This is a genomic window from Collinsella sp. An7, from assembly GCF_002159335.1.
Classification (GTDB): domain Bacteria; phylum Actinomycetota; class Coriobacteriia; order Coriobacteriales; family Coriobacteriaceae; genus Coprousia.
The window spans coordinates 41,999-68,090 of record NZ_NFHP01000006.1 but is presented as its reverse complement, the minus strand read 5'-3'; the positions used below and the strand labels follow the sequence as shown (position 1 = coordinate 68,090).

Genomic DNA, 26,092 nt, shown 5'->3' with positions numbered 1-26,092 from the left:
ACACGTCCCCAAATGACCCATTATTCGACGGTGACGCTCTTGGCGAGGTTTCTGGGCTGGTCCACGTCGCAGCCGCGCATGATGGCCACCTCGCGGGCGAGGAGCTGGAGCGGCACCGTCGCCGTGATGGCGCTAAAGGCGTCGCGCACGGGCGGGATGTAGATTACGTGGTCGGCGATGGCGCGGATCTCCTCGTCGCCCTCGGTGGCCACCACGATGATCTGCGCGCCGCGCGCCTCGCACTCCTTAAGGTTTGAGACGGTCTTGTCGTAGACGGGGCTCTTGGTTGCCACCGCGATCACGGGGAAGCCCTGGTCGATGAGCGCGATGGGCCCGTGCTTCATCTCGCCCGCCGCGTACGCCTCGGCGTGCAGGTAGCTGATCTCTTTGAGCTTGAGCGCGCCCTCGTGGGCGATCGCCGCACCCATGCCGCGGCCCACAAAGAGCGCCGAGTGCGCGTCCTTGCAGGCGAGCGCCGCCTCGTGGATGGCCTCGCCCTGCGTCTCCAAGATCCACTGAATCTGCTCGGCCGTGTTTCCCAGCTCGCGGAAGAGCATCCGCACCTGCCCCGTGGTGAGCTTGCCCTTGACCTGGGCGAGCAGCAGCGCCAGCAGCGTGAGCGAGACCACCTGCCCGATAAAGCTCTTGGTGCTCGCCACCGCGATCTCTTTATTGGCCTTGGTGTAGATCACGCCGTCGCTCTCGCGCGCCACCGGGCTCCCCACCACGTTGGTGATGCCAAAGACCTTGGCGCCCTTGATGCGCGCGTCGCGGATGGCGGCGAGGGTGTCGGCCGTCTCGCCGGACTGGCTCACGGCCACCACCAGCGTAGACGGGGTGATGATGGGATTGCGGTACCTAAACTCGCTCGCCGCCTCAACCTCGCAGGGAATGCGCGCCCAGGCCTCGATGAGATTCTTGGCGATGAGCCCCGCGTGGTAGCTCGTCCCGCAGGCGATCACGTAAACGCGGTCGATGAGATTGAGCTCCTCCATGGTGAGCCCCAGCTCGTCGATGTCGAGCTCGCCGCCCACCATGCGGCCCACGAGCGTGTCGCGCACCACGCGCGGCTGCTCGTGAATCTCCTTGAGCATAAAATCGGGGTAGCCGCCCTTCTCGGCCATGTCGATATCCCAGTCGATGTGGGTGACGGCGGGCTCAATCGGGGTGCCCTCGGCATCGGTGTAGGTGATGCCCTCGGGCGTGAGACGGGCAAACTGACCATCCTCGAGCACCACGACGTCGCGCGTGGCGTCGATGAGAGCGATGACGTCCGAGGCCACGTAGCTGCCACGCTCGCCCCGCCCGATGACGATGGGGCTGTCTTTGCGCGCCACGGCGATCACCCCGGGCTCGTCGGCGCAGACGGCGGCAAGGCCGTACGCGCCAACCACCTGCGTGCATGCCTCGCGGACGGCGGTCATGAGGTCGTGCGAGCCCGGGCGGGCCGGCTCGCCCGTTGCCGGGTCGTCCGGACGGCCCTCGTAGGCCTCCTCGATGAGGTGGGCAAAGACCTCGGTGTCGGTCTCGCTCGCAAAGGTATGGCCGCGGCGCTCGAGCTCGGCGCGGAGCTCGGCAAAGTTCTCGATGATGCCGTTGTGCACGATGGCGATCCGCCCGTTGCACGAGGTGTGCGGGTGCGCGTTGGCAACGCTCGGCCGCCCATGGGTAGCCCAGCGCGTGTGCCCGATGCCGCAGGCAGACGGCGCGCCAAAGGCAGAAAGCTCAGACTCGAGACCTGCAACCTTGCCCACGCGGCGAATGACGCTGAGCGTGACGCCGGATGCAGGGGCGCCCGGGGTGGCCGGGGACGCACACTCGAGCGCCACGCCCGCCGAGTCGTACCCGCGGTACTCCAGCCGCTTAAGACCGGTAATGAGGATGTCTTTTGCCTCGTCCTGCCCGGTGTATCCCACGATGCCGCACATAGCCTTGCCCTCTCGCCATTGGTTTTTGGCCTCTTGTCTGATACAGCGCCCTGCGGCGGGCGACGCTCCTCCCGGAGCACCCCGCGCAGCACAAGCTGGTTACTGCAATACGATACCAGTAGGGACGCGAGCGACGGAGGGCGCCGGCTCCTTAGGCCCCAACGTAACAAGAACCCCGCAAACCGGCCACAAACTCACCCCCTCAACCGCAACGCAGCCGCCGCAAAGGCGAATGTCAGGGGGGTCAGTTTCAAAACCTCGCGCCAATGTAAGGACGGAATCGACACTTTGCGAGTAGGCTGCCTAATCGCAAAATCAAAACCCCAGCTACAGGGCTTGCCAAAAAATGGGCTACTCGAGCAACCCTGTTTTCATCCTTACATTGGCGCGAGGTTTTGAAATTGACCCCCTAAGGACCACGCCAGAGTGTGTTTAAAGCGCTTCAACGGGCGTGTTACACTGCCAGAAGAACGCACGCGCCGGCAGCCCGCCGGCGCACCACCCGAGGAGAACCATGGCAAAGGTCAAGATCATCGATGTTGCGCGCGAGGCGGGCGTTTCACTCGGCACCGTATCTAACGCGCTCAACCACCCCGAGAAGGTCCGGCCCGAAACGCGCCGGCTTATCGAGGAGGCCATCGAGCGGCTCGGCTACACGCCCAACCACAGCGCCCGCATGCTCGCCGGCGGCCGAAGTGCCACGCTCGGGCTCGTGCTGCCGCGCCTCAACCACGGCCCCAGCCTGCAGATTGCCAACGGTGCCCACACCGAGGCGCGCAAACACGGCTATGACCTGCTCATTGCCAACGCCGACGGCGACGCCGACCTCGAGCGCCACTACAACCGCTACTTTGTAGGCACGCAGGTCTCGGGCGTGCTCATCAACCCGGTTGAGACCTCGCACTGGCATCCCTGCCCTACCCTGCCCGTTCCCGTGGTCTACCTCGGCATTCACAGTGATGAGCCAGGTCTCTACGTCACGGCCGACCACAAGGCTCAGGGGCGCATCGTGGCGGCGCACCTCGTGGCCCAAGGGGCGCGGCACGTCGTTATCATCGGGCACGCGTCCAACCAGTCCATGCACCTGAGGCTTGAGGGCGCGCGCGAGGTTTTTGCCGACTACCCCGATATCCAAGTCGATGCCGTTGACGCGGGCGAGGGCGGCGTCTCGGGCGACGGCTACAGCCTGGGGCAGCAGATTGCCCAGATTGCCGCCGACGAACGGCCCGACGCCGTGTTTGGTCTGAGCGACGTGCTGGCCGCCGGCGTAATCGCGGGCCTCATGGCCGCCGGACTGCGCGTGCCCGACGACCTCATGGTCGCCGGCTGCGGCGGCAACCCCCTCGCCTGGGGCGGTGCGGTGGCGCTTACCACGAGCGCCCCGAGCGGATACGAGGTAGGGCGTAAGGGCGTCCAGCTGCTTATCGATGCAATCGAGCTCGCGGCCGAGCGGGACGCCGGACGCCTTGGGGCCGCAGCCGGCGACGAGCCCCTCACTCAACGCGAGCTCGTGCGGCCCTTCCTCCTGGCGCGCGCGAGCACCGGCAGCTCGAGCGGCGTTCTGGGCACCGCCAGCCAGTCAGCGCTGATCCCCGAGCTCAACCTGGGCGCGTATCTGTAGACAGGGCACAACGCAGCTGCCGGGATTGCACCGTGACACCGCGGTAAGGCCCGCCTAGATGTGCCCCTGCTCCTCGGCATCAAAGGAGACGCCCTCGTCGGCGCTCGTGGAGTCAAACGACGCGTCAAAGGCGTCGTCGATGTCCGTCCCAAGCGAATCGATATCGAGCTCGTGCAGTTCCTCGTCGAGCGTGGCCTCGTGGCGCGCCGCACGCAGCCGGTCGGCCTGGGCCACCGACATCACGCGCGTGTTGGAGATCACGCCGTTGAGCATCACAAAGGGTCGATGGAACGCCGAGGCAACGGCCCGCACCAGCACCGAGATGACCCACACGCCATAGACGCTCAGCATCACGAGCATCAGCGCCTCGGAGCCGATGGAGACCTCGTCGCCGAGCATGCGCACCGGGCTCGCCTCAGAGGGAAAGAGCGCCGCAACCCATGCCGGCAACAGCAGAAACGCCCAGAACAGCAAGCCGTAGCGGACGATATAGGACCACCAGCTCGCACTCGAGCCGTTGGGGCGCACCACGCGCAGGCGCACGATCGCGTGCCCCACGGTCTGGCCGCGCGTCACGATGGGAACGAGCATAAATGTCACGCCGGTCGCGGCCATCAGCAGGCCGATGTGCCCCGCCGCGGTGTGGTCGGCGCCCGGCAGCGCCCACCGCAGCACCACGAGCACCGCACCCGTCACGGCCATGTCGACCGCAAACGCCACCAGCCGGCGCGAGAACGTGGTGTGCGCGGCGCCGCGTTCGATCGCCTGCTCCTCCACCTCGTCCATGCTGGGGAGGAAGCGGCACAGCGGCAGCGCGAGCAGGTTGCCCAGGAGGGTGCCTGCCGTGTTGGTGATGAGGTCGTCCACGTCGAAGAGCCGGTACGGGTGCAGATAGAGCCCAAACAGGCCGGTTATCTGCGAGACCTCAAAGAAGAGCGAGAGCCCAAAGCCCGCCAGCACCGCCTGCCACCACGGCCGACCAAAAAGGTAGCGCAGGTAAACGCCAAACGGTAGCGTGAGCAGCACGTTAAAGAGCGTGGTATAGACCGTTGGGTTTTTGAGGAACGCCCACCACGAGGCGGCAGAGAGCGGGTTGAGCCGCTCGAGCGCAGGCGCCGCCAAGCGGACGGCATAGAGCAGGTCGAGCTGCGGGTGGAGCGCTCCCGGGTAGACGGCGGTGCGGTCGGCCGGGAGCGGCAGGATCACCATAAAGTAGGCGCAGATGAGATAGAAGATGAACGAGAAGACGAGCACGGTCTTCCAAACGGAGATGCTCCCGAAGCGCCGGTACTGGTAGATGGCGTAGGGCAGCGAGAGCAGCGCGGCGAGCACGGGAAAGAGCAGCGCCGCGACAACGATGTTGTTGAGATAGGACGCCATGGCTATGCGTCTGCACCTTCGGCGGACGGGTCGGCGGCGGGCGCGGCGCAGGCGGGCGCGTCGAGCGCCGCCACCGCAGCAGGCAGCTCGGCAAGAGAGGCCAGCACCGCATGGCAGAGCGCCGTGAGCTCCGGCGCAAGCTCGATCACATCCGGCACGGCAAAGACCGTCATGCCTGCAGCGGCAGCCGAACGAATGCCGTTGGGCGAGTCCTCCACCGCGACGCAGTGAGCCGGGTCGACCCCAAACTTGCGGGCGGCGAGCAGATAGATGTCGGGCGCGGGCTTGCCGTGCTCCGTCTCGGTGCCGCAGGTTATCTCGTCAAAGTAGTCGCGCAGGCCCACGCGCGAAAGGTTGAGCTCGATTATCTCGCGACCAGAAGACGAGGCTACGGCCAGCCGGTACCCAGCGGCCTTGAGTGCGCGCGCCGCCTCGAGGGCGCCCGCCTTGGCCTCGAGCTCGGTGGCTGCCAGCTCGCGGCGCTTCTCCCAGTGCAGATCAAAGAGGCGGCGCGCGAGGTCGGCATCGCCGAGCGCATCGGTGAGCATCTGCAGCACGGCGGGCTCGTTGTGCCCCACAAAGCTCGTCATGAGCTCGCGCGAGATATGCGCGTCGAGCTCATCGCCGGCAAGGTCCCAGCCCTTAAAGCCGAGCCGCTCCGTATCGACAAGCGTGCCGTCCATGTCAAAGATGATCGCGTCGATGGTGTGCGACATTCCGGATCCTTTCGTGCGCGTACCGAACAGGGCGAGTTACGAGGGCGTGGGGCAAAGCGGGCAGCGGTTGCCGGGCTGCCGGGCCGCCGGGCGGCGGGAGTCCGCCTGCCAGGCGTCGGGCGGAACGGACCGCCCGGTGTCCGCGGCGGCGCGCAACCTGCTCCGACCTGCCCGCGCCAAGCCATCGGCGGCAACCCACCGCCACCGCTGGGACCGCCCGGCGTTTGGCTGCCACCCTACTTGGGTATTGTGCCAGAAGAACCACCCAGCCGGCGCGCTCGCCCGCAACGCGCACCAGCGACCACGAGGAGGAACCGTGCCGGAGTCCACTACCTGCACCCCCAATACGCTCGAGTCCAAGCTCACCGCTCTCGAGAACCTGCTGCGCGAGCTCGCGCCCGTGGCGCTCGGCTTCTCCGGCGGTGTGGACAGCACCTTCTTGGCCACGGTGTGCCGCATGGTCATCCCTGGCGAGACTATGCTCGTCCACCTCAACTCGCCGTTTGTTGCCACCCCGGAGCAGACCTCGTCCGCGGCGCTCTCCCAAAGTCTCGGCCTGCCCGTGGTAACCATCGACTTTGACCCGTTCACCTGCCCCGATGTTTCCGCCAACGAGCCGGACCGCTGCTACCGCTGCAAGCGCGAGGGCTTCTCGCGCATCCTCGACGTCGCGCGCGAACACGGGTGCCGCACGGCGCTCGACGGCAGCAACGCCGACGATGCCGCGGCCACGGACCGCCCCGGCGCGCGCGCCCTGCGTGAGCTCGGCGTGCGCTCCCCCCTTATGGAAACTGGCTGGACCAAGGCCGAGGAGCGCGCGATGCTCCGCGCATGGGGCGTCGGCATCTGGAATATGCCCGCCGGCGCGTGCCTGGCTACCCGCGTGGCCACGGGCGAGCCGCTCACGCCCCAAAAGCTCGAGGTCATCCGCACGTGCGAGGACTACCTGCACAGCCTGGACTGCACGCAGGTCCGCGCGCGCATTGCTGCCGGCATCCTCACCATCGAGGGCTCGCCCGATGACCTCGAGTGCATCGCTGCAAAAGACGGCTCGCTCGCTGAACCGGTCCTCAGCCAGCTCGCCAAGCACGCCCGCAGCGTCGCCCGCGTCTCGCCTGCCGCCAAGCTCTACCAACGCGGCAGCATGAACCGCTGATTGAACCCAGTCCGCATCAGTCGCGTCTGCCGCAGCAGCGGTGCCGCCCGCAGCAGCCGCCCGCGCCGCTCACCCCGGCCGCCCACTTTGCTGCGCCAGTCGCGCTGTCCACCCCGGCCGTATCGGTCGCTCGTTCAGCCGCGCCGCCCGCCGCCGGCCTCTCACTCTCCCTTCTCTCTGAGCCCCTTCAAGCACGAACATATATTCGATATACTTACTCTATCATAACCATGCGAATATATGTTCGTAATTCGTAAACCATCTGCCCTGCAAACACAAAACGCGCCGCCGGGCGAGTCGCTTCCCAACGGCGCGTTTGGTTTACCAGCTGCCGGGCAGGTTACCCCGCCCGGCTAGGCCAATAAAACCCTACTTGTTGCCCGCGGCACGGGCTTCCTGATACTCCTTCACCAGACGATCCTGCACGTCATGCGGCACCTGCTCGTAGCCGGCGGGCTCCATGGTAAAGTCGCCCGTCCCGCGCGAGAGCGAGCGCAGGCGCGTCGCGTAGTCGGTGAGCTCGGCATAAGGCACCGTAGCCGTAACGACGGTGTCGCCGTGCTCGTTGGTGTCCATGCCGGTCACGCGGCCGCGGCTCGCCGAGACATCGCCCATCACGGCGCCGGCGTAGCTCTCGGGGATGGTCACGGTGATGTTCTCCATGGGCTCCAAGACCACCGGACCCGCCTCGGCGCACGCCTTGGTGAGCGCGATGCGCGCGGCGGCACGGAAGGCCATCTCGTTGGAGTCGACCGGGTGGTACGAGCCCTCGTACACGGCCACGCGGATCCCCGTGAGCGGGAAGCCCGCGATCACGCCGCCCTTCATGGTCTCCTGCACGCCCTTGTCGACCGCGGGGATGAGCGCGCGCGGGATGTGACCGCCCACGACCTCGTCCACAAACTCGTAGTCGGTGCCGTCGGTCAGCGGCTCAACGCGCAGGTAGCAGTCGCCAAACTGGCCGGCGCCGCCGGTCTGCTTCTTGTGACGACCCTGCGCGCTCGCCACGCGGCGGATGGTCTCGCGATACGGGATCTTGATCGGCACGCTCTTGGCCTTGACCTTCGTCCGCTCCTCTAGGCGGTTGAGCAGCACGCTCACCTGGGCCTCGCCCACCGCCGAGATGATGGTCTGACCGGTCTCCTCGTCGCGCTCGATCTTCATCGTGGGATCGGCGTCACACGCGCGCTCCACAAAGGTGTAGAGCTTCTCCTCGTCGCCGCGGTTCTCGGCCTCGATAGCGATGCGGTACTGCGAGTTGGGGAACTGGAACGCCGCCGCCTCGACCTTGCCGGAGACCGAGAGCGTGTCGCCCGTGTCAGCCGAGATCTTGGTGGTAACGATAATGTCGCCCGCGGCCGCCTTGCCAACCTCAGTCATCTCGCGACCGCACATCACATAGAGGTGCGCCAGGCGTTCGGACTTGCGGGTGCGCGCGTTGACGAGCTCGATGCCCGGGGTGAGCGTGCCCGTGAGCACCTTGATAAAGCTGATGCGGCCCTGCGCCGGGTCGTTGAGCGTCTTAAAGACAAACGCCACCGGGCGCTCATCCTCCGAGCTGATCTTGAGGGTGTCACCGTCGATGAGGGGCATCTCGCCGTAGTCGGTCGGCGTGGGGAAGTAGGTGATGATGTCGTCCATGACGGAGTGGACGCCGAGCTCCTTGGTGCAGCTGCCCACAAAGACCGGAACAAAGAGGCGCTGGGCGATGGCCTTGCCGAGCAGGCTCTCGACCTCTTCTTGGGTGAGCGGCTCGCCCTCGAGGTACTTCTCCATGAGGTCGTCGTCGGCCTCGGCCACGAGCTCGCAGAGGGTCTCGCGGGCCTCGTCGGCCGCGGCGCGGTACTCCTCGGGGATGTCGAATTCCTCCTGCTTGGTGCCCTCGCAGTGGCGCGCCTTCATGCGCACGATGTCGATGACGCCCTCAAACGCGTCGCCGGTACCCCACGGCAGGGTCACAGCGCCCAGGCGCATGCCAAAGCGCTCGCGGAGCGTGGCCATGGTGGCGTCGTAGTCGGCGTTCTCTTTGTCGATACGGTTGATAAAGACGGCGCGGGCGAGGCGCAAGTCCTCGGCGGCGTACCAGAGCTTGACGGTGGTGGGTTGCGGGCCGTCGGCGGCGTCGACCACAAAGAGCGCCGTCTCGCAGACGCTCATGGCCGCGTAGGCATCGCCGATAAAGTCAGGATAGCAGGGGGCGTCGAGCACGTTGATGCGGTGATCACGCCAGTCGATGGGAGCGATGGAGGTCGAGATGGAAACCCCGCGCTTGACCTCCTCGGAGTCGTAGTCGAGCGTGGGCTTGGTGCCCGCGTGGCCGCCCAGGCGGGCGGTTTTGCCTGAAAGGTGCAGCATCGCTTCTGCCAGGGAGGTCTTTCCTACTCCTCCCTGGCCAACCAAGACGACGTTCCTCACTTTGGCGGTCTCGGGCGCACCCATGGCAACCTCCTTCGGTTGGGCGCACGGCGCGATTGCCAAAGGTGGGAGCGCACAGGGGGCGGCGGTCCGGTTATCTGGTCCGCACGCCGTGCGCGCACGAACACATACGTTATGGGTGAGCCTACCCCGCGGTGCGGGCGCTCATGCCAGCGTGTCGGTAGGCGCGCGGGGACGCGGGGTGGGCGGTGCAGGCGGGTGTGGCGGTGCGGGGGGCGTGGGCGGCGGGGCCGTTCAGCTGGACGGCGCGCAGGGTCGACCCCGCCAGCAGAAGGAATCCGACGCATTCGTCCCATTTTTCGACCGATTCCGTCTACTAGAAAGAATTTCCCAAGGTCCTAGCTCCAGTCGAGCGCCCCGCACGCCACAATCTTCAGCCCTGCTTTGGCCTCTGCGGCACCGGGCGCTGCGGCTTCTCGACCGTCGCATCGCCCGAGGGCACCTCGGGTCCCCGGCATGCAGCGCATTGTATTCCAAGGTTTTCGAATAACCTTGGAATAGAACAGCGATATTCCAAGGTTATGAACACTCGGGAACAGATGAGATGCAAGCGTAGGACCACACCGGACGCTCTGTAACAGTCCACCGCTAATTGTTAACCCCCATATTTTGATAACTGACAGGCAACTGAAACCGATGAGGTGCGCTCCTACCAAAACCCTAAATGCGCAGGTAAAGCGCTTGTGACTGAGTGCACAACTTTGGTGCATACCCCAATTTGTGATTTGGGCGCAACTAAACGCGACCAAACCCGTTTCAGCGCCCACCCCTGCAACACAACAAAAGGGCCGCCCGGGTAATCCCGAGCGGCCCCTTGCCGTACCGCATATCCCTCCTGCAAGGCTACTCCGCCTTGCGCTTGGGCTTCTCGCGCGTGAACGTCCGCGCGAGCGCGATGCCTTCCGGCGTAGCGCGGTACACGTTGCCGAGCTGCGCGCCCGACGGCGCGAAGGCAGCCTCGGAAACGATCAGCCCGTCGTGACGCAAGCACGTAACGGCCCGGTCGAGGGTCCGCTCGCAGCACCCGAGACGTCGCGCGAGGTCGGCCTTGCTGAAGGTGACCGACTCGCGCAGCTCCGTCTCGCGCACAATGAGCGCGAGCACACGCTCGTGGGTGAAGGCATGCCTCCCGTTGATGCGGGTGCTGACACCCACGAGCGATGCGCCCGTACCTGCCATGTTACTCACCGCGCTTCTTGCGCGCCAGGTACCCGGCGCCGGCAAGCGCCGCGCCAAGGGCGGCCGTAGCGCCCACCGCAAGCATCGCGGCGTCGCCCGTGGCAGGGATAACCTCCTGCTTGGGCTCCTCGGGCTTAGGCTCCTCCGGCTTGGGCGCCGGCGGCTCGGCAGGCTCGGTGTAGGTGTTGGTAAACACCGGCAGCGTCGCCTCGCCGTTTCTTTTCACCAGCGGAATAAATCTCAATCCCGCCGTTGTCCTCAGCCGGCTCGCCGGTAAAGAACGAGACGATCTGGTCTAATAAATTGGGAGAACCCCCGTCTGATCTTCGGCTGCGGCATACGCCGGAGCAGCGAACAACGCGGTCGAGGCAATCAGCAGGGCGGCGAGCGCCAAGACAAACTTGCGACTCCGCTGCGATCTCTTCCCCAAAACCATGAGCGACACCTATCCTTTTCTCCCAACATGCGCGTACGTTTCTGCTTCGTTTGCGCACAGCTATCGCAACGGTATAGCGATAGACATGGAACGTTCTATGTCGCCCGTGCTCAACAGTCGCTACTCAATAATGTACCTCCCCCTATATAAGAACCCTGCCACGATGCAGTATTTTTGCAGGTAAATATGCTTATTTTTGATTGGCAGAAAAGATTACCTCTGAGGGTCCATTTATATGTCCGTCTGGTAACAAAAACCGGTCCCTACACGAGCCTCCCACACTCTGGGCGTCGACAGGCCCGTTGCACCCGCCATGCCAACAGACGGCAAACCTCACGCAAACGCTGATGCGCCGTGGATGGAGTACGAACCGCATCGCGAGGGGTCAACGAGATACGGCGCAGTTAATGCACCTCATTTCCACTGTCCGACCGTCGAGATAGGTGATACGACTCGCACCAACCCCTCCTACTTGGATGCACCCTATCCCGCTAATCGACTGTGCGGTGCCTCCACCAGATGCCATCGCTCCCCTCCCGGCAAGAGCCTGCACATCCAAGCATTTTGCGATTCACTCCCCTACACATCATTTCAGAGCTGCATTTTGCCGTTTAGGTGAGTGAACCGCAAAATTGGAATGTCGCGCCAGTTGGACACGGCGACCGTGCGCCCGCACCAAAACGGACACACCGAACCAGGCTCGCGGCGAACTTCCGCAATGTTGTCACAAGTACGGACACCAGAATCGACGGTCCCACAACTTCTAACGTCAACTTTCCGTCGTTAGCGCCGCCAAGCAACCTCTAACGACAGGAAAACGCCTTTTCCCGTCATTAGAATCTGCGACAAAGCTCTAACGATGGGAGGTTGGCGTTAGCTGAGGGCGTTGAATGCCGACCCGTTGCAAACAAGCCGCCCCACGACGGCGTAAGACTGGACGCATTGGTTCGGTGGACTGATCGTTATAAGGAAAGGCTGCTGCTGGTCCTTTCTCATAGAAGGGGCTGGCGGCTCGGGCATGCTGGGTGTGGACCATTTTGTCGTTCACCCATCTAAACGGCATTTTGATTTTGCTGTTTACTCAGCTAAACGACGTTTTGAGGCTGGATTTTGCTGTTTAGATGAGTGAACGACGAAACTGGAGCCGGGTAAGCGAAAGACGTGGCTTGACCGCCGGCATGGGGCCGCCGCCGGCATGGGGCCGTCGGCAGCCCGCAGCGCCGCCCTTGGGCCGCGCCGGGCCACCGCCGCTCCCCAACCAAAAACGACGGGGCAGCCTCTCAGCCACCCCGCCGCCCTCGGCGTCCTATCGCACGAGCCTACTTCCAGGCATCGCGGCCGCGCAGCGCACGCAGACCAATGTCGTGGCGGAGCGTCTTGCCCTCAAAGTCAATCTTCTCGCAGGCCTCGTACGCCAGGTTGCGCGCAGCCTCAAAGGTCTCGCCCAGCGCCGTCACGTCCAACACGCGGCCGCCGCTCGTTACCAGCTCGCCGGCCTCGTTGACCGCCGTGCCCGCGTGGTAGACCGTCACGCCGTCCATCGCTGCGGCATCCTCAACACCCGTGATGACCTTGCCCTTCTCGTAGCTGCCCGGGTACCCCGCGCTCGTGAGCACCACGCTCACCGCCCACTCCGGCCGCCAGCTGAGCTCAACCTCGTCCAGACGCTGCTCGGCGCAGGCCAGCATAACCTCTACCAGGTCGTTCTTGAGCCTCGGCAGCACCACCTGCGTCTCGGGGTCGCCAAAGCGCGCGTTAAACTCCAGCACCTTGGGGCCGTCCTCGGTGAGCATAAAGCCGCCGTAGAGGCAGCCGCGATAGTCGATGCCCTCGGCCGCGAGCTCGGCCACGGTGGCCTCCATGATGCGCTCCATCTCGGCGTGCTCGGCCTCCGTCACAATAGGCACCGGGCTGTAGACGCCCATGCCGCCCGTGTTGGGGCCCAGGTCGCCCTCGAGCGCGCGCTTGTGGTCCTGTGAGGTGGCCATCGGGCGCACGGTCTTGCCGTCGGTAAACGCCAGGAGCGAGCACTCCGGGCCGGTCAGGCACTCCTCAATCACCACGGTGGCGCCGGCCTCGCCAAACGCGCCGGCAAAGCACGCGTGCACGGCCTCCTCGGCCTCCTCGAGCGTCGCGGCGACCACAACGCCCTTGCCCGCGGCCAGGCCGTCGGCCTTGACCACCACGGGAGCGCCCTGCTCGCGCACGTACGCAAGGGCCGACTCCTCGTCGGTAAACGAGCCGTAGGCCGCCGTGGGAATCCCCGCGCGGGCCATGAGCTCCTTGGAGAACTTCTTGGAGCCCTCCATCTGCGCGCCGGCCGCACCCGGGCCAAAGCACGCGATACCCGCCTCGCGAACGGCGTCGGCCACGCCCGCTACAAGCGGGGCCTCGGGGCCGATCACCACGAGCCCCACCTCGGCGCCACGGGCAAAGTCAGCCACCGCTGCCGGGTCGTTCTCGTCAAGCGCAACGTTCTCGCCCACCTCGAGCGTGCCGCCGTTGCCGGGCGCCACGTACAGCTCGCCGCAGCGCGGGCTCTCGGCCAGCTTAACGGCCAGCGCGTGCTCGCGGCCGCCACTGCCCAAAAGCAGGATGTTGATCTTGTTATCCATCGGTCCCGTCCTCCTCAGATAGCCTGTCTTTCCATCATACCAAGCCGCAGCGCACACACGGAGGGCCGGCACGCATGACCATGGGGACAGGGTATATTGTCACGTGACAATATACCCTGTCCCCATGGTCACCCTAGAACTGTGGGGTGAGGTAGTCGGCCAGATCGTCCAACTCGGGCGAATGCAGTGCCGCCGGGAAGGTAAAGATCCCCATCGCCCCGTTGCCCACGTGCGTGGCGATGACCGGCCCGATCGTCGCGTCGGTGAGCCAGCGCACGTGTGCGCCGGTCTTTTCCAGCGACTCGCGAATCTTGGCCGCACGGTCCGCCGCGTTGGTATGAAGCGCGTAATAGACCAGTTCGCCGTGCTCCGCCGCGTCGGCCGCCACCTGCTTGACCATATACGAGATGGCGCCCTTAACACCCTTGGCCTTGTGCTCCACCTCGATGGAGCCGTCACGCAAGAGCCCAATCACCAGCTTGATGTTAAGAAGCGCCGTTGCAAAGCCCTGCGCCTTGGTGGCACGCCCGCCCTTTACCAAGTTGTCGAGCGTGTTGGGCGAGAAGTAGATATGGTAGCTGTCTTGGATGGCCCTCACGCGCTCGAGCGCCTGCTCGATGGTACCGCCGTTCTGTGCGATTACCGCCGCCTCGAGCGCCATCGTGCCCTGTGCCACCGTGGCCGAGCAGCTGTCCACCACCTCAAACCGCACGCCCTCGGGCATCTGCGAAGCCAGGGCGCGGGCGCTCTCAATCGTGGCGGAGAGGGCGCGCGCCAGGTGGATAGAGAGGATCTGCGTATAGCCCTCATCGATAAGCTCCTGGTAGACCACCATAAAGTCGGCCGGCGTGGGCTGCGAGGTAACCGGCAGCGTGTTGGCGCCGTCCATAAGGCGCAGCAGCTCGGGCGTGGAGATATCGATGCCGTCGCGGTAATCCTTCCCCTCAAACACGCAGTGCAGCGGCACCACGCGGATCCCGTACTTCTGGGCAAGGTCGAGCGGAATATCGGCGGCGCTATCCGTCACGACGGCAAACTGGTTCATTGAGCTTCCCTCCCATGGCGGGCCGCGGCCCGTGGAGTGTAGACACGTATGCTCCCAGCCTACCCCTCTTGCGCGGCGGGGCGGCCCGGAGCGGCAGGTTTTCGGTAAAGTGCCCCAAAGATGCAAGTAGCCGGGGCGGCCGAGGGGCCTGTGCGCAACGCGCCTCAGCCCACGGGGCCACCCCGGCTCCCTTACCTCTCAAGCCCGGGTAGTGCAGCAGCGCTACTCCCAGCCGCAGTTGATGGTCTGGTCGCGATCCGGACCAACCGACACAAACGAGACCTTGGCGTGGGCGAGCTCCTCCACGCGGCGCACGTAGCTCTGCGCGGTCTCGGGCAGCTCGTCAAAGCTGCGGCAACCCGAGATGTCCACCCCGCGCCAACCAGGCAGCTCCTCGTACACGGGCACTGCCGCGTCAAAGACGAGCTCGTGCTCGGGCACGGTGGTGTAGCGCACGCCGTCGCAGTCGTAGGCCACGCACACCTTGATGGCGTCAAAGGCCGAGAGCACGTCGAGCTTGGTGAGTGCGATATCGGTCAGGCCATTCACGCGGGCGGCGTAGTTGGCGATCACACCGTCAAACCAACCCACGCGGCGGCGGCGACCGGTGGTAACGCCGTACTCGTAGCCCTCCTCGGTGAGGGTATGACCCTCGAGCGTCTCGTAGGCGAGCTCGGTGGGCATGGGGCCCGACCCCACGCGCGTGATGTAGGCCTTCATGATGCCGAGCACGCGGTCGATGTTCTTCATGCCCACGCCAGAACCCGTCACGGCGCCGCCGGCGGTGCAGTTGGAGCTCGTCACAAACGGGTAGGTGCCGTGGTCGATATCGAGCAGCGTGGCCTGGGCGCCCTCAAAGAGAATCTTCTTGCCGTCAGCGGCGAGGTCGCCCAAGAGCTGGGCGGTCTCGGCAATGTAGGGGCGCAGGCGCTCGGCCATGGGCAGATAGGACTCGCAGATCTGGTCCACGGTGTAGGTGGGCAGGTGGAAGATGAGCTCGAGCTGCGGGTTTACGCGGTCGAGTGCGCGCGCGAGCTTCTCGCGGAAGACCTCCTCGGAGAGCAGGTCCTGCATGCGGATACCGATGCGCGCCATTTTGTCCTGGTAGCACGGGCCGATACCGCGCTTGGTGGTGCCGATGTTGTGGTCGCCCAGAAGCGCCTCGTAGGCCCCGTCGAGGTCGATGTGGTACGGCATGATCACGTGCGCGTTGCCCGAGACCTTGAGGTTGGCCGTCGAGATGCCGTCGTGCTCAAACATATCGATCTCTTCGAGCAGCACGGCCGGGTTGACCACGCAGCCGTTGCCGATCACCGAGGTGCAGCTGGGGTACATGATGCCCGAGGGAACCTGGTGTAGACCGTACTTTTTGTCACCTACCACAATGGTGTGGCCGGCGTTGTTGCCTCCCTGGTAGCGCACGACGCAGTCAAAGTCGCCGGCGATCAGGTCGCAAATCTTGCCCTTGCCCTCATCGCCCCATTGGGTTCCGACTAACACGGTCGACGGCATGGTGTCTCCTCACCTAGCGCATAGAACAACCTTTTTAGTATAGCAATAAGGTTCTGCGGGAGGCAGGGGGTCGGCGCAATGGTTCATTTGGGGACGTGTTCCGTCTGACCCATTTGTCACCAAATGGGTCAGACGGAACACGTCCCCAAATGAACCATGTCAGTTCTCGTCGTGGACTGCGTCGAGCTCGTAGAACTTGGTCGAAGCCGGCACAAAGGCCAGGTCCACATCGCCAATGGGGCCGGAACGGTTCTTGGCCACGATGATGCGCGTTACGCCCAGGTCGGGGCGGTCGTCTCGCGAGGCCTCGGTCTCGTCGGCCGCACGGTCGAGAAACATGACGATGTCGGCGTCCTGCTCGATCGAGCCCGATTCACGCAGGTCAGAGAGCTGCGGACGCTTGCCGGTACGGCTCTCCACGGCACGGCTCAGCTGCGAGAGCGCAATCACGGGAATCTCGAGGTCCTTGGCCATGATCTTAAGGCCACGGCTCATCTCGGACACCTCGACGGTACGGCTCTCGGCGCGGCGGCCGGGCGGCGGGCTCACCAGCTGCAGGTAGTCGATGAGCACGATAGCGTGCTCCTTGTTGTGGAGCATACGGCGCGCCTTGGCACGAATCTCGGTCACCGTGGTGCCGGGCGTGTCGTCGATAAGAATATCGAGCTTAGAGAGCTCCTGCGTGGCCTCGTTGATACTCGACCACTGCTCGGGCGTGATGCGGCCCGTACGGAAATCCGAGATGGAGAGCATCGCGTGCGCGCAGATAAGGCGCTGGGCGATTTCCTTACCGCTCATCTCGAGCGAGAAGAAGCCCACGGTAAAGCCAGCAGCAGCGGCGTTCAGCGCCAGGTTGAGGGCAAACGACGTCTTACCCACGGCCGGGCGGGCGCCCACGATGATGAGCTGACCCTCGCGAAAGCCCAGCAAAAGCCGGTCGAGGCTCGGAAAGCCCGTGGGCACACCGTGCGCTGCCCCGCCCGCCGCGCAGACCTCGGCCGCCTCGTTATAGGCCTCGATCATAAACTCGGTGAGCGACTTGTAAGCCGTCGAGACCTCGCGCTCCGTCACCGAGAGGAGCATGCTCTCGGCGCGCTCCACAACCTCCTTGGTGTCGAGCGGCGCGTCGTAGGCGAGCGCGTTGATCTGGTTGGTGGCGCCGATGATCTCGCGCAGCATCGAGTCGCGCCGGACGATGCCCGCGTGGTGCTGCCAGTTGACGAGCGAGAGCGTATTGCCCACCAGCTCGAGAATGTACGCCTCGCCGCCCACGGCCGACAGCTTGTCGATAGAGGCGAGGTAGTCGATGACCGAGATGGAGTCGATGGGGATGCTCCGCTCGTTCATGTCGATGAGCGCCTGGAAGAGCGTTCGGTGGGCCGGGCGGTAGAAATCGTCCGGACGGAGCTGCGAGATCGCGTCCGAGACCACCTCGGGTGAGAGCAGCATGGCCGCAAGGACCGTGGCCTCGGCCTCGGCGTTGTTAGGGAGGCCCTGCCGGGCGCCGCGGTCGGCGGTGGCGAGCTCGTATCCGTAGTCGTCGGGCATCGGTCCTCCTTGCTGTGGCGTGGGCGATCTGCAAGAAAGCGCAGGGTCAACCCCCGCGTCTTTGTAATGGAGCACCCATACTACGCTATCGGGCGCGGGGCTGCGCGGCACAACACCCGCCCAGAACCCGTTTTTTCTTTCCACCGGGGAGGGGGATAACTCCATCCGGTACGTTCTGCGCAAACGGCGGTTTTCAACGTTTTCCACATTTTGTGGTTCTATGAAGTTCGCGTTTTCCACAAGCAAGCGCTCTACCTGCACATATGCCGTGCTTATGCGCCGCAGCCCCTGTTGAGACGCTTTTTTATTTGTAGGATTCGTGAAACCGCAGGTAGCAAGCGTAGAGATATACATTCCGCAGGTGAGCCGGCGTGTTTGCAAGCAGCTATCCGGCGTTGCAACAACGAGTTTTCCACGAACATCCGGTCGAATAACTCGCCCAGCACACCGCCTCACCTGTGAATTTCTCGCCCCAGAGATTTGTCAAGCATCATTGCGGCAAAACATCTGGCACAGGGTAGCGATATGGGTCATTTGGGGACGGGTCATTTGGGGACGTGTTCCAAATGACCCATTTTGACCCCGTCCTAAAATAATCTATTCGTGGCTCTTGCGCCAGAGCTCCAGATACCGCCCCACCTGGGAGGCCTCGAGCCGCTGGTAGGCCCCGGTGGGCAGCGAGCCCAGGAACTTCTTGCCGTAACCCTTGCTCACCAGGCGGGAGTCGGCCAGCACGAGCACGCCCGTGTCGGACGACGAGCGGATGAGCCGCCCCGCCGCCTGTTTGAGCTCCAGCACCGCCTCGGGGAGCACATAGCGGCCCCACGCGCCCTTTTCGCGGCGGTCGCGCTCGCACGAGAGCGGATCGGTCGGACGAGAGAACGGCAGCTTAGGGATCACCACACAGCGAAGGGTCTCGCCGCTCGCGTCAAACCCCTCCCAAAACGCCTTGAGCGCAAAGAGCGAGGAGTCCTTCTCAGCGATGAACCGCTCGCGCAGGCGCCGTGCGCTCGACTGGCGTGTCTGGCACGCCAGCGAGAGCCCCTCGCGCGCAAGCGTCGGCTCCACGCGCTCGTAGAGCTCCTCCATATCGCGGCGGTTGGTAAAGAGCGTGAGCACCGAGCCACCCATGGCGCGGTGCACGTCCACCAGCAGCCGCTCCAAGGCGCGCAGGTACGCGTCACGGTTGCGCGGATCGGGCAGGTCACCCGTCACCACCACGGCCATGTTGCGATCAAAGTCGTAGCTCGAGTCCAAATGGAGCGCCCGGCTTGAGCCCGGAGGCAGCTCGTCCAGTCCGATGGCGTGGTTAAAATGCGCAAAGTCGTCCGAAACCGAGAGCGTGGCCGAGGCAAAGATGAGGCTCCGCATCTCGGGGTACCAGCGCTCGGCAAAGACCGACCCGATGTCGATCCGCTCGGCGGACAGGGCCTCGCCGCCCGCACGGAGCCGCTGGTTTACCTGCACGGAGTAGACGTAGCGCTCGTCCTCGCCGTCGATGATGAGCTTAAGGCCGGCGAGCGCCTCGCCCAGACGCCGCTCGATATCGGCCAGGTCGACCACCCACTCCGGGCGCTCGCCCCCGAGCGTCTCGACGGCCGCCTTGAGGTTCTTATCGGCCTGGTCGAGCGCGTCGATTGCCACGCGCCCGGCGAGCGCGAGCTCCGTCCACTCGGAGGTGGCGCGGACCTCGGGGCTCACCCACACGTTGGTGCTATCGAAGCCGTGCTCGCGCGCAGCGCGGGCAAGGTCGCGCGCGCGGTCAAAGACGTCTGCCACAACTACGCTCGCACGCTGCACCGAAGCGTTGGCCTTGGCCAGAAGCCCCATAAAGAGCGTCGCCGCGTCGGACGACGCCACCTCGGAGAGGAGCCTGCCGAGCGAGCCCGTCTTGTCGTTTCCGAGCCGCTCAAAGAGGGCACGAACCTCCTCGGCCGAGACCGTGACGGCCCACTGGCGGCGTGCCTCGGCCTCGATGCCGTGGGCCTCGTCCACCGCCCAGATGCGAATGGGCGGCAAGATCTTGCCGTCGGCCTGAACGTTGCGGAAGAGCAGCGAATGGTTGGTTACCACCACATCTGCATGCGCGGCGCGGCGGCGCGCCCCGTGAACCAGGCACTTATCCGGGAAGAACGGGCAGAGCCGACGGGCGCACTCGCGCGAACCCGTGGTGAGGCTCGCACGGTCCACGCTCCGCCACCGGATGCCGAGGGCATCGAGGTCGCCCTCGGGCGATTGCGCCACGTAGGCGTAGATGACGGCGATGGCCGTGAGGGTGTCCGCCGGGTCGCGATTGGTCTTGATCTCTGCGGTGCTACGGCGCAGCCGCTCGAGTTTGCGCAGGCAGGGGTAGTGGTCGTACCCCTTGAGCGCGGTGAAGGCAAGGCCGTCGGGCAGCTCGCGCGCAAGCCGCGGTAGCTCGTGGAACATGAGCTGGTCGGCGAGGTTGTTGGACTTGGTGGCCACACCCACCGTCACGTTGTTGCGCTTGGCCGTGAGCGCAAGCGGCACCAGGTAGGCAACCGATTTGCCCACGCCCGTACCGGCCTCCACCACGCGGTGCGTGCCCGTAGCGAGCGCATCGCGCACCTCGAGGGCCATCGCCACCTGCTCGGGCCGCGGCTCGTACTCGGGGTACATGGCCGCCACGAGCCCACCCGGGGCAAACGCCGCCTCGATCTCGTCACGCGTGGGCACGTTGAGCGCCGGCAGCTCGTCCACGTCCACGTGCTGCGGCGTGGGGCCGGCCTCGAGCACGCGGGCGCGCGCCTCGATGAGCGAAAACGGCGCCTCGGCCACGGCCTCCTGCGCCAAGAACGAGAAGATGGGCCGGTACGACCAGGCAACTTCGGGGTGCATGTCGGCGAGCGCGCGGGTGAGTCCGTCCGGCAAGTCGCCCAGAGCCGTGAGCAGAATGGGCCACACCCCGGCGAGGGCGTCCACGTCGTCCACGGCACGGTGCGAGACCGCCGCGCAGCCAAAGACCTCGGCCATAAAGGCGAGCTTGTGCGAGCTCAGGCGCGGCAGGGCGATGCGCGAGAGGGCAAGCGAGTCGATCCAGAGCTCGCTCACCTCGGCGCCACCGGGCACTGCCTCCACAAACGCCCGGTCAAAGCTCGCGTTGTGCGCCACCACCGGGCAGCCTCCCACAAAGTCGGCGAGCATCGCCACGGCTTCGCGGGCGCTCGGCGCGTGGGCCACGTCGGCGTTGGTGATGCCCGTGAGCTCCATAATCTCGGGCGGAATGAGCCCGGTGGGGTGCACAAAGGCGTCAAAGCGCTCGGAGATGCCGCCGGCCGAGAGGCGCGCGGCGGCGATCTCGATCAGCTCGTTCTCCTGCGACGAGAGGCCCGTGGTCTCGGTGTCGAGGATCACGACGTCTTGGGTGAGCAGGCCAAAGTCACGCGTGCGGGCGCGCTCGGCGAGTGTGGCGTAGCGCTCGGCCACAAACGCCGGCGTGCCGGGGAGCAACACCTCAGAAAACGCGTGGCCGCCGATGGTCCGTGCCGCCACGCTAGGCCCCGATCTGCGCCGGCTCCGCACCCCAGAGCTGCGGATAGCGAGCCTCGGCGAGGTCGGCCGGCACGTCCGGGTCGGCCAGATGGTGCGCGGGAGCCCCCGTGCCCAGGGCGAGGTCGATCAGGCGCGCGCACACATCGGCAAAGGTCATGCCCGCATGGCGCACCTCGTCCGGGTAGAGCGAGGTGTCCGTCATACCGGGGATGGTATTGGTCTCCAGAATGACCGGGCCGCGCTCGGTAACGATAAAGTCCGTCCGCGAAAAGCCCGTGCAGCCGAGCGCCTCGTGCGCGCGGCAGGCGAGCTCCTGGGCGCGGGCGTAGTCGGCCGGAGCAATCTGCGCGGGAATGCGGTGGATATCGGTGGGATCGGAGTACTTGACGGTGAGGTCGTAGAACTCCGAGCCCTCCTGCGGGCGAATCTCCACGATGGGGAGCACGCGCAGGGCGTCGGGAGCGTCGTACACGCCCACGGTGATCTCGGTCCCCACCAGGCGCTCCTCAACGAGCACCTTGCCGCCGTGCTCGGCGGCGCGCAGGAGGGCGGGCATGAGCTCTTCCTCTCCGTGCACGCCCGACACGCCGTAGCTCGAGCCATTGACAGCCGGCTTAACAAAGAGCTCGCTGCCCAGCTCGGCCACGATCTGCGCCGGGTCGGCGAGGGCGGGATCCTCCACCACGGCATCGCGCGCCACGGGGATGCCCGCTCGCTCGTAGAGGGCCTTAGAGACGGCCTTGTCGGCCGCGCAGGCGCTCGCGATCACGCCCGAGCCGGTGTAGGGAATCCCGCAGAACTCCAGCACACTCTGGATCTGCCCGTCCTCGCCGCCACGCCCGTGCAGCGCGATAAACGCCACGTCAAAGCCACCGGCGCGCAGCCGGTCCAAGAAGTCGTCCGCGGCGGGGTCGAGCAACTCCACGGCGCCGTAGCCCGCTTCTTCTAGCGCGGCGCAAACGTTGCGCCCCGAGTCAAACGAGATCTCGCGCTCGTCCGAGATGCCGCCGGCGAGCACCGCCACGCGCAGCTCCCCACGGGTCTTATCAGCCATATCGCTCGCTCCCTCCGCGATGAATCCATCGCTTGTCGCGCTCTTCTCACGGTATCCTATTGTATAGATTGCACCCCTTGCGGACCGCGCGCGGCACCAGGTTGCCAGAGCTTTACCGTTTTGCCATGCCGCGGGGCCGCAGCCATGAGAAAGGTGTTCCATGGAACCCACCACGCCCCTGCGCGACATCCGCTCGCTCACGCACGAAGAGATCCGTGCGCTGGTAGCCGAGCTCGGCCAGCCGGCATTCCGCGCCAAGCAGCTCATCGAGTGGCTCGGACCCAAGCAGGCCGAGTCGTTTGACGAGATGACCAACCTCCCCAAGGCGCTCCGCGGCCAACTTGCCGAGCGCTTTGGCTTTAGCGTGCCCGTTGAGGTGGCCAAACAGGTCTCGCGCGACGGCTCGCGCAAGTACCTGCTGCAGTTCTCTGACGGCGTGGCGGTGGAGACCGTGGGCATGCCCTCGCGCGGCAAGCTCGCCGTGTGCATCTCGTCGCAGGCCGGCTGCGGCATGCATTGCGCGTTTTGCGCCACGGGCCTGGCCGGCCTCACCCGCTCGCTCACCGCGCGCGAGATGGTCGACCAGGTGCTCCACGTGCAGCGCGATTTTGGCGAGCGCGTGACGAGCGTGGTCTTTATGGGCCAGGGCGAACCGTTTGTGAACTTTGACGCCACGGTGGAGGCCCTGCGCATGCTCAACAGCGAGGACGGCCTCAATATCGGCGCGCGTCACCTTACGGTGTCTACCTGCGGCATCATCCCCAGCATCCGCGAGTTTGCCAAGCTGCCTGAGCAGTTTACGCTCGCCGTCTCGCTGCACTCCGCGGTGCAGAGCACGCGCAACCAGCTCATGCCGGGGGTTAAAAAATACACGCTCCTGCGTCTGCACGAAGCACTGCAGGACTACGTGGAAAAGACCGGCCGCCGCCCGACGTACGAGTACGCGATGATCGACAGCGTTAACGACACCAACCCCGAGATGCTCACGCTCTGCGACTTCTGCGAGGGCACGCTCTGCCACGTCAACCTCATCCAGCTGAACAACATTCCCGATAGCCCCTTTAAGCCCTCGCCGATCGAGAAGGTCGAGAAGCTCCAGAAGATGCTTGCCTCTCGCGGCATTGAGGCGACGATCCGTAACTCCCGCGGCGCGGACATCGACGCCGCCTGCGGCCAGCTCAAGCAGCGCATCGTCTTGGCGCGCTAAGACGGGGAGAGACGGAGCCCTGCCTGCTGCTTGCACCACAGGGGAGGGGTGAAAATGTGCCACCTTGGCTGCGCATCGCCAAGGTGGCACATTTTTATCTGTTTCCACATGGCATGCAACACGTGGTTACTAACAGACAGAAGCGCTCTGACGTTGGCGGTCGGAGCGCTTCACGTGAAACAAGCAGATGTGACTATCAGATAGTAAGGTACCTAAGTATTATACTTTCTATCGCTGTTGTTAGTAGCCGATGGCCTCCCACTGGTTCTCAACCCAGTCTTGGTTAATCTTGGGATTGCGCGTCATGCGAGCCGTGCGCATAGCCACATCTTCGGTCATGCCCGTTACTTTGCGCTTTGAGATATTGAAGGCATCTTGTAGATTGCGCACCATATAATCCCTGAGCTCCTTATCGGTCGCTATTTTATAGCCAACCAACGAACCCGCAACGATAGCCACACCACCAACAGCCAATGCAGTTGCAACCTTACGCATCTTCTTCACCATCCAAAGCAATCATCTCGGAGAGAATACGCCTGAGCTCATCTTCGTCCTTAAACTCAATCTCGATCTTGTTCTTACCTCTAGAGCTCTTAACTCTCACGTTGGTATTAAAGTGCTGACGAAGCACACGCGCCGCCTTCTTAAAGGACTGCGGAGTCACAGGTCGTGGCGCCTTTGGTGCATCTCCGACAGAAAACAACGGAGCAAGATGTTCTGTCGCACGGACCGACAAACCTTCGTCGACCACTCGCTCCGCCAACTTGATACGAGCATCCTCGTACGGCACCGCCAGGATCGCTCGGGCATGTCCAGCCGTGAGCTTACCCTCAAAGATCATCTGCTGAACAGCCTCGGGAAGATCGAGCAACCTGAGGGAGTTTGTGATAGCCGAACGAGACTTGGAGACCGCCTTGGAGAGCGCATCCTGGGTCATACCGCTGGCATCAATCAACTGGCGATAACCCTTGGCTTCTTCAAGCGGATTCAGGTCAGAACGCTGAAGATTCTCAATGAGCGCGAGGGCCAGCATCTCTTGATCGTCCACATCTTTGATGATGACGGGGACCTCGGTGAGGTCAGCAAGCTTAGAGGCTTGATAGCGACGCTCACCTGCAATGATCTCGTACTTAGAACCCTTCTTGCGAACAAGCAACGGCTGAAGAACCCCATGCTCACGAATCGATTCACTGAGCTCGTTAAGCTCGGTCTCGTTAAAATGGGTACGAGGTTGATTGGGATTGGGAACGATTTGCTCGATTGGCAGCTTGGTCTCTGCCGCACTATGACCCGTCTCGTACTGCGCTTCTCCTACAAGAGCATTCAGCCCACGACCAAGCGCTTTCTTCTTGGGGCTAGGCACGACGAATCACCTCTTTCGCAAGTTCCTTATACGCCTTTGCACCTTTATTGTTGGGTGCGTACTCAATAACCGGCATTCCAAACGAGGGAGCCTCTGAGAGCTTTACCGTACGCGGAATGAGCGTCCTAAATGTCGCATCACCAAAGTAGTTACGCACTTCCTCAACCACTTGGTTCGACAGTGATGTACGGGAGTCATACATCGTCATCAGCACGCCAAAGGTGTCAAGATCCTTGTTGATCCGACTCTTTACCATGCGCATCGATTCGAGAAGCTTGGTTACTCCCTCAAGCGCGTAGTACTCGCATTGAATCGGAATCAAAACACTATCTGCAGCTGCAAGAGCGTTAATAGTGAGGAGACCAAGCGAGGGCGGACAATCGATAAAAATAAAGTCGAAATCATCTCTTACCGGTGCAAGTAGCTCTTTTAGCCTTGTTTCGCGTGCCATTGCTGACACCAGCTCAATTTCTGCACCTGCAAGCTGAATTGTTGCGGGGACAACAAAGACCTTCTTGCTATCCGTGTCGTGAATCAGCTCTTCAACCGGCACATCATTTAGCAACGCATCGTAGATACACTGTTCAAGATCCTCCTTTTCGATTCCAAAACCGCTCGTGCTGTTACCTTGCGGATCAAAATCGACAAGAAGAACCTTTTTATTGCTCTCACCAAGCGCTGCCGATAGATTTACCGCTGTAGTAGACTTACCAACACCGCCTTTTTGATTGATGATCGCAATCACTCGCGTCGGTTTAGCGTTCTTTGAGCGCTTAACGTCCCGGAACCCCACACTGCCTCCCTTTAACTCTGTTTTAACTACATTTGGCGCAACGTAAGGAATGTTTCACGTGAAACACGTCTCATGAAACTTCTCTTGAACCTATTATGTTTCACGTGAAACAACCTGGCAAGCGTAAAGTAACATACTTTATGAAATACAAGCTGATGTTGTAGGGAACAAACGTTAGATAGCGACCTATCACTTCTGAAACTAGTAGTCAAAATTCTTCTTTAAACAACTAAATGAATCCAAATGAAACTATATAAATACACAAGGAATGGATAAGAAATAAGCAGTGTTTCACGTGAAACAACCGTGCATCACAACTCGTATTCCAATTTAAGCAAACCGCGAATTGATCAAATACTATTCATCTAATTGGTGAGTATAAAAACACACTTGGAGTATAGGCAGTAGTTTTCGTCAATTAAAAGAATCAAGATAACCAAGTATGTACTTAGAGTCATGAAAGTTGTAGAGAAAGAAAAGTCCTATAGTCAGCTGCTATATCCACCGTAAGCCATAAAACGAAGAATCTCAAACTGATCATGTCTTTATTGAAACAGATGACAATAAGTCCAGGCTATGCACACCAATCA

General features: G+C 63.6%; 18 protein-coding genes. 3 read left to right on the top strand and 15 right to left on the bottom strand.

Features of this window, described 5'->3' with window-relative positions; all coding sequences use genetic code 11:
* Positions 1–20: 20 nt before the first annotated feature.
* Complete coding sequence (glmS, locus tag B5G20_RS07810; RefSeq protein WP_087356355.1) at positions 21–1,928, bottom strand: glutamine--fructose-6-phosphate transaminase (isomerizing); 1,908 nt, start codon at positions 1,926–1,928, stop codon at positions 21–23.
* 514 nt (positions 1,929–2,442) lie between these two features.
* On the opposite strand from glmS, the gene B5G20_RS07805 reads away from it, so the two are divergent.
* Positions 2,443–3,549, top strand: a complete 1,107-nt coding sequence (locus B5G20_RS07805; RefSeq protein ID WP_087356354.1) for a LacI family DNA-binding transcriptional regulator — start codon at positions 2,443–2,445, stop codon at positions 3,547–3,549.
* Between the two features lie 54 nt (positions 3,550–3,603).
* On the opposite strand, the gene B5G20_RS07800 is transcribed toward B5G20_RS07805, so the two are convergent.
* Together B5G20_RS07800 and B5G20_RS07795 are read right to left on the bottom strand one after the other, a co-directional pair.
* Positions 3,604–4,929 (bottom strand): VanZ family protein, encoded by a 1,326-nt coding sequence (locus B5G20_RS07800; RefSeq protein ID WP_087356353.1) that lies wholly within the window; start codon positions 4,927–4,929, stop codon positions 3,604–3,606.
* 2 nt (positions 4,930–4,931) lie between these two features.
* Positions 4,932–5,645, bottom strand: a complete 714-nt coding sequence (locus B5G20_RS07795) for an HAD family phosphatase (RefSeq protein ID WP_087356352.1) — start codon at positions 5,643–5,645, stop codon at positions 4,932–4,934.
* A gap of 316 nt (positions 5,646–5,961) precedes the next feature.
* On the opposite strand from B5G20_RS07795, the gene B5G20_RS07790 reads away from it, so the two are divergent.
* A complete protein-coding gene (locus B5G20_RS07790; RefSeq protein WP_143750248.1) occupies positions 5,962–6,801 on the top strand; it encodes an ATP-dependent sacrificial sulfur transferase LarE in 840 nt (279 codons plus the stop codon).
* A gap of 369 nt (positions 6,802–7,170) precedes the next feature.
* Here B5G20_RS07790 and B5G20_RS07785 read toward each other — a convergent pair whose 3' ends face one another.
* The 9 genes from B5G20_RS07785 to B5G20_RS07745 form a co-directional block, all read right to left on the bottom strand.
* Positions 7,171–9,240 (bottom strand): elongation factor G, encoded by a 2,070-nt coding sequence (locus B5G20_RS07785; protein ID WP_087356351.1) that lies wholly within the window; start codon positions 9,238–9,240, stop codon positions 7,171–7,173.
* Between the two features lie 840 nt (positions 9,241–10,080).
* Positions 10,081–10,416: a MarR family transcriptional regulator gene (locus tag B5G20_RS07780; RefSeq protein ID WP_087356350.1), complete on the bottom strand. Its 336-nt coding sequence runs from the start codon at positions 10,414–10,416 to the stop codon at positions 10,081–10,083.
* Position 10,417: 1 nt separating this feature from the next.
* The gene (locus tag B5G20_RS07775; RefSeq protein ID WP_087356349.1) at positions 10,418–10,642 is read right to left on the bottom strand and encodes an LPXTG cell wall anchor domain-containing protein; all 225 of its coding nucleotides are present in this window, start codon (positions 10,640–10,642) and stop codon (positions 10,418–10,420) included.
* A 1,529-nt stretch (positions 10,643–12,171) separates the two neighbouring features.
* Positions 12,172–13,467: a phosphoribosylamine--glycine ligase gene (gene purD / locus B5G20_RS07770; protein WP_087356348.1), complete on the bottom strand. Its 1,296-nt coding sequence runs from the start codon at positions 13,465–13,467 to the stop codon at positions 12,172–12,174.
* A 133-nt stretch (positions 13,468–13,600) separates the two neighbouring features.
* Positions 13,601–14,512, bottom strand: a complete 912-nt coding sequence (locus B5G20_RS07765; RefSeq protein WP_087356347.1) for a DegV family protein — start codon at positions 14,510–14,512, stop codon at positions 13,601–13,603.
* Between the two features lie 222 nt (positions 14,513–14,734).
* A complete protein-coding gene (locus B5G20_RS07760; protein WP_087356346.1) occupies positions 14,735–16,024 on the bottom strand; it encodes an adenylosuccinate synthase in 1,290 nt (429 codons plus the stop codon).
* Between the two features lie 159 nt (positions 16,025–16,183).
* Positions 16,184–17,572 carry a replicative DNA helicase gene (gene dnaB, locus B5G20_RS07755; RefSeq protein ID WP_087356345.1) on the bottom strand — a complete coding sequence of 463 codons (1,389 nt, stop codon included), beginning with the start codon at positions 17,570–17,572 and terminating at the stop codon, positions 16,184–16,186.
* A 597-nt stretch (positions 17,573–18,169) separates the two neighbouring features.
* Complete coding sequence (locus B5G20_RS07750) at positions 18,170–21,085, bottom strand: helicase C-terminal domain-containing protein (protein WP_239286928.1); 2,916 nt, start codon at positions 21,083–21,085, stop codon at positions 18,170–18,172.
* Between the two features lies 1 nt (position 21,086).
* The gene (locus B5G20_RS07745) at positions 21,087–22,139 is read right to left on the bottom strand and encodes a D-alanine--D-alanine ligase (protein WP_087356344.1); all 1,053 of its coding nucleotides are present in this window, start codon (positions 22,137–22,139) and stop codon (positions 21,087–21,089) included.
* A 160-nt stretch (positions 22,140–22,299) separates the two neighbouring features.
* On the opposite strand from B5G20_RS07745, the gene rlmN reads away from it, so the two are divergent.
* Positions 22,300–23,346 (top strand): 23S rRNA (adenine(2503)-C(2))-methyltransferase RlmN, encoded by a 1,047-nt coding sequence (gene rlmN, locus B5G20_RS07740; RefSeq protein WP_087356343.1) that lies wholly within the window; start codon positions 22,300–22,302, stop codon positions 23,344–23,346.
* 240 nt (positions 23,347–23,586) lie between these two features.
* Here the strand turns inward: rlmN and B5G20_RS07735 are convergent, their stop codons facing one another.
* The 3 genes from B5G20_RS07735 to B5G20_RS07725 are packed head-to-tail and all read right to left on the bottom strand — an operon-like array spanning position 23,587 to position 25,502.
* Entirely contained in the window at positions 23,587–23,853 is a 267-nt protein-coding gene (locus tag B5G20_RS07735; RefSeq protein WP_239286927.1) for a hypothetical protein, read from the bottom strand.
* Positions 23,834–24,709: a ParB/RepB/Spo0J family partition protein gene (locus B5G20_RS07730; protein ID WP_204207720.1), complete on the bottom strand. Its 876-nt coding sequence runs from the start codon at positions 24,707–24,709 to the stop codon at positions 23,834–23,836. The genes B5G20_RS07735 and B5G20_RS07730 overlap by 20 nt, the downstream gene beginning before the upstream one ends.
* Positions 24,702–25,502 (bottom strand): AAA family ATPase, encoded by an 801-nt coding sequence (locus B5G20_RS07725; RefSeq protein WP_087356341.1) that lies wholly within the window; start codon positions 25,500–25,502, stop codon positions 24,702–24,704. The genes B5G20_RS07730 and B5G20_RS07725 overlap by 8 nt, the downstream gene beginning before the upstream one ends.
* Positions 25,503–26,092: the final 590 nt, after the last annotated feature.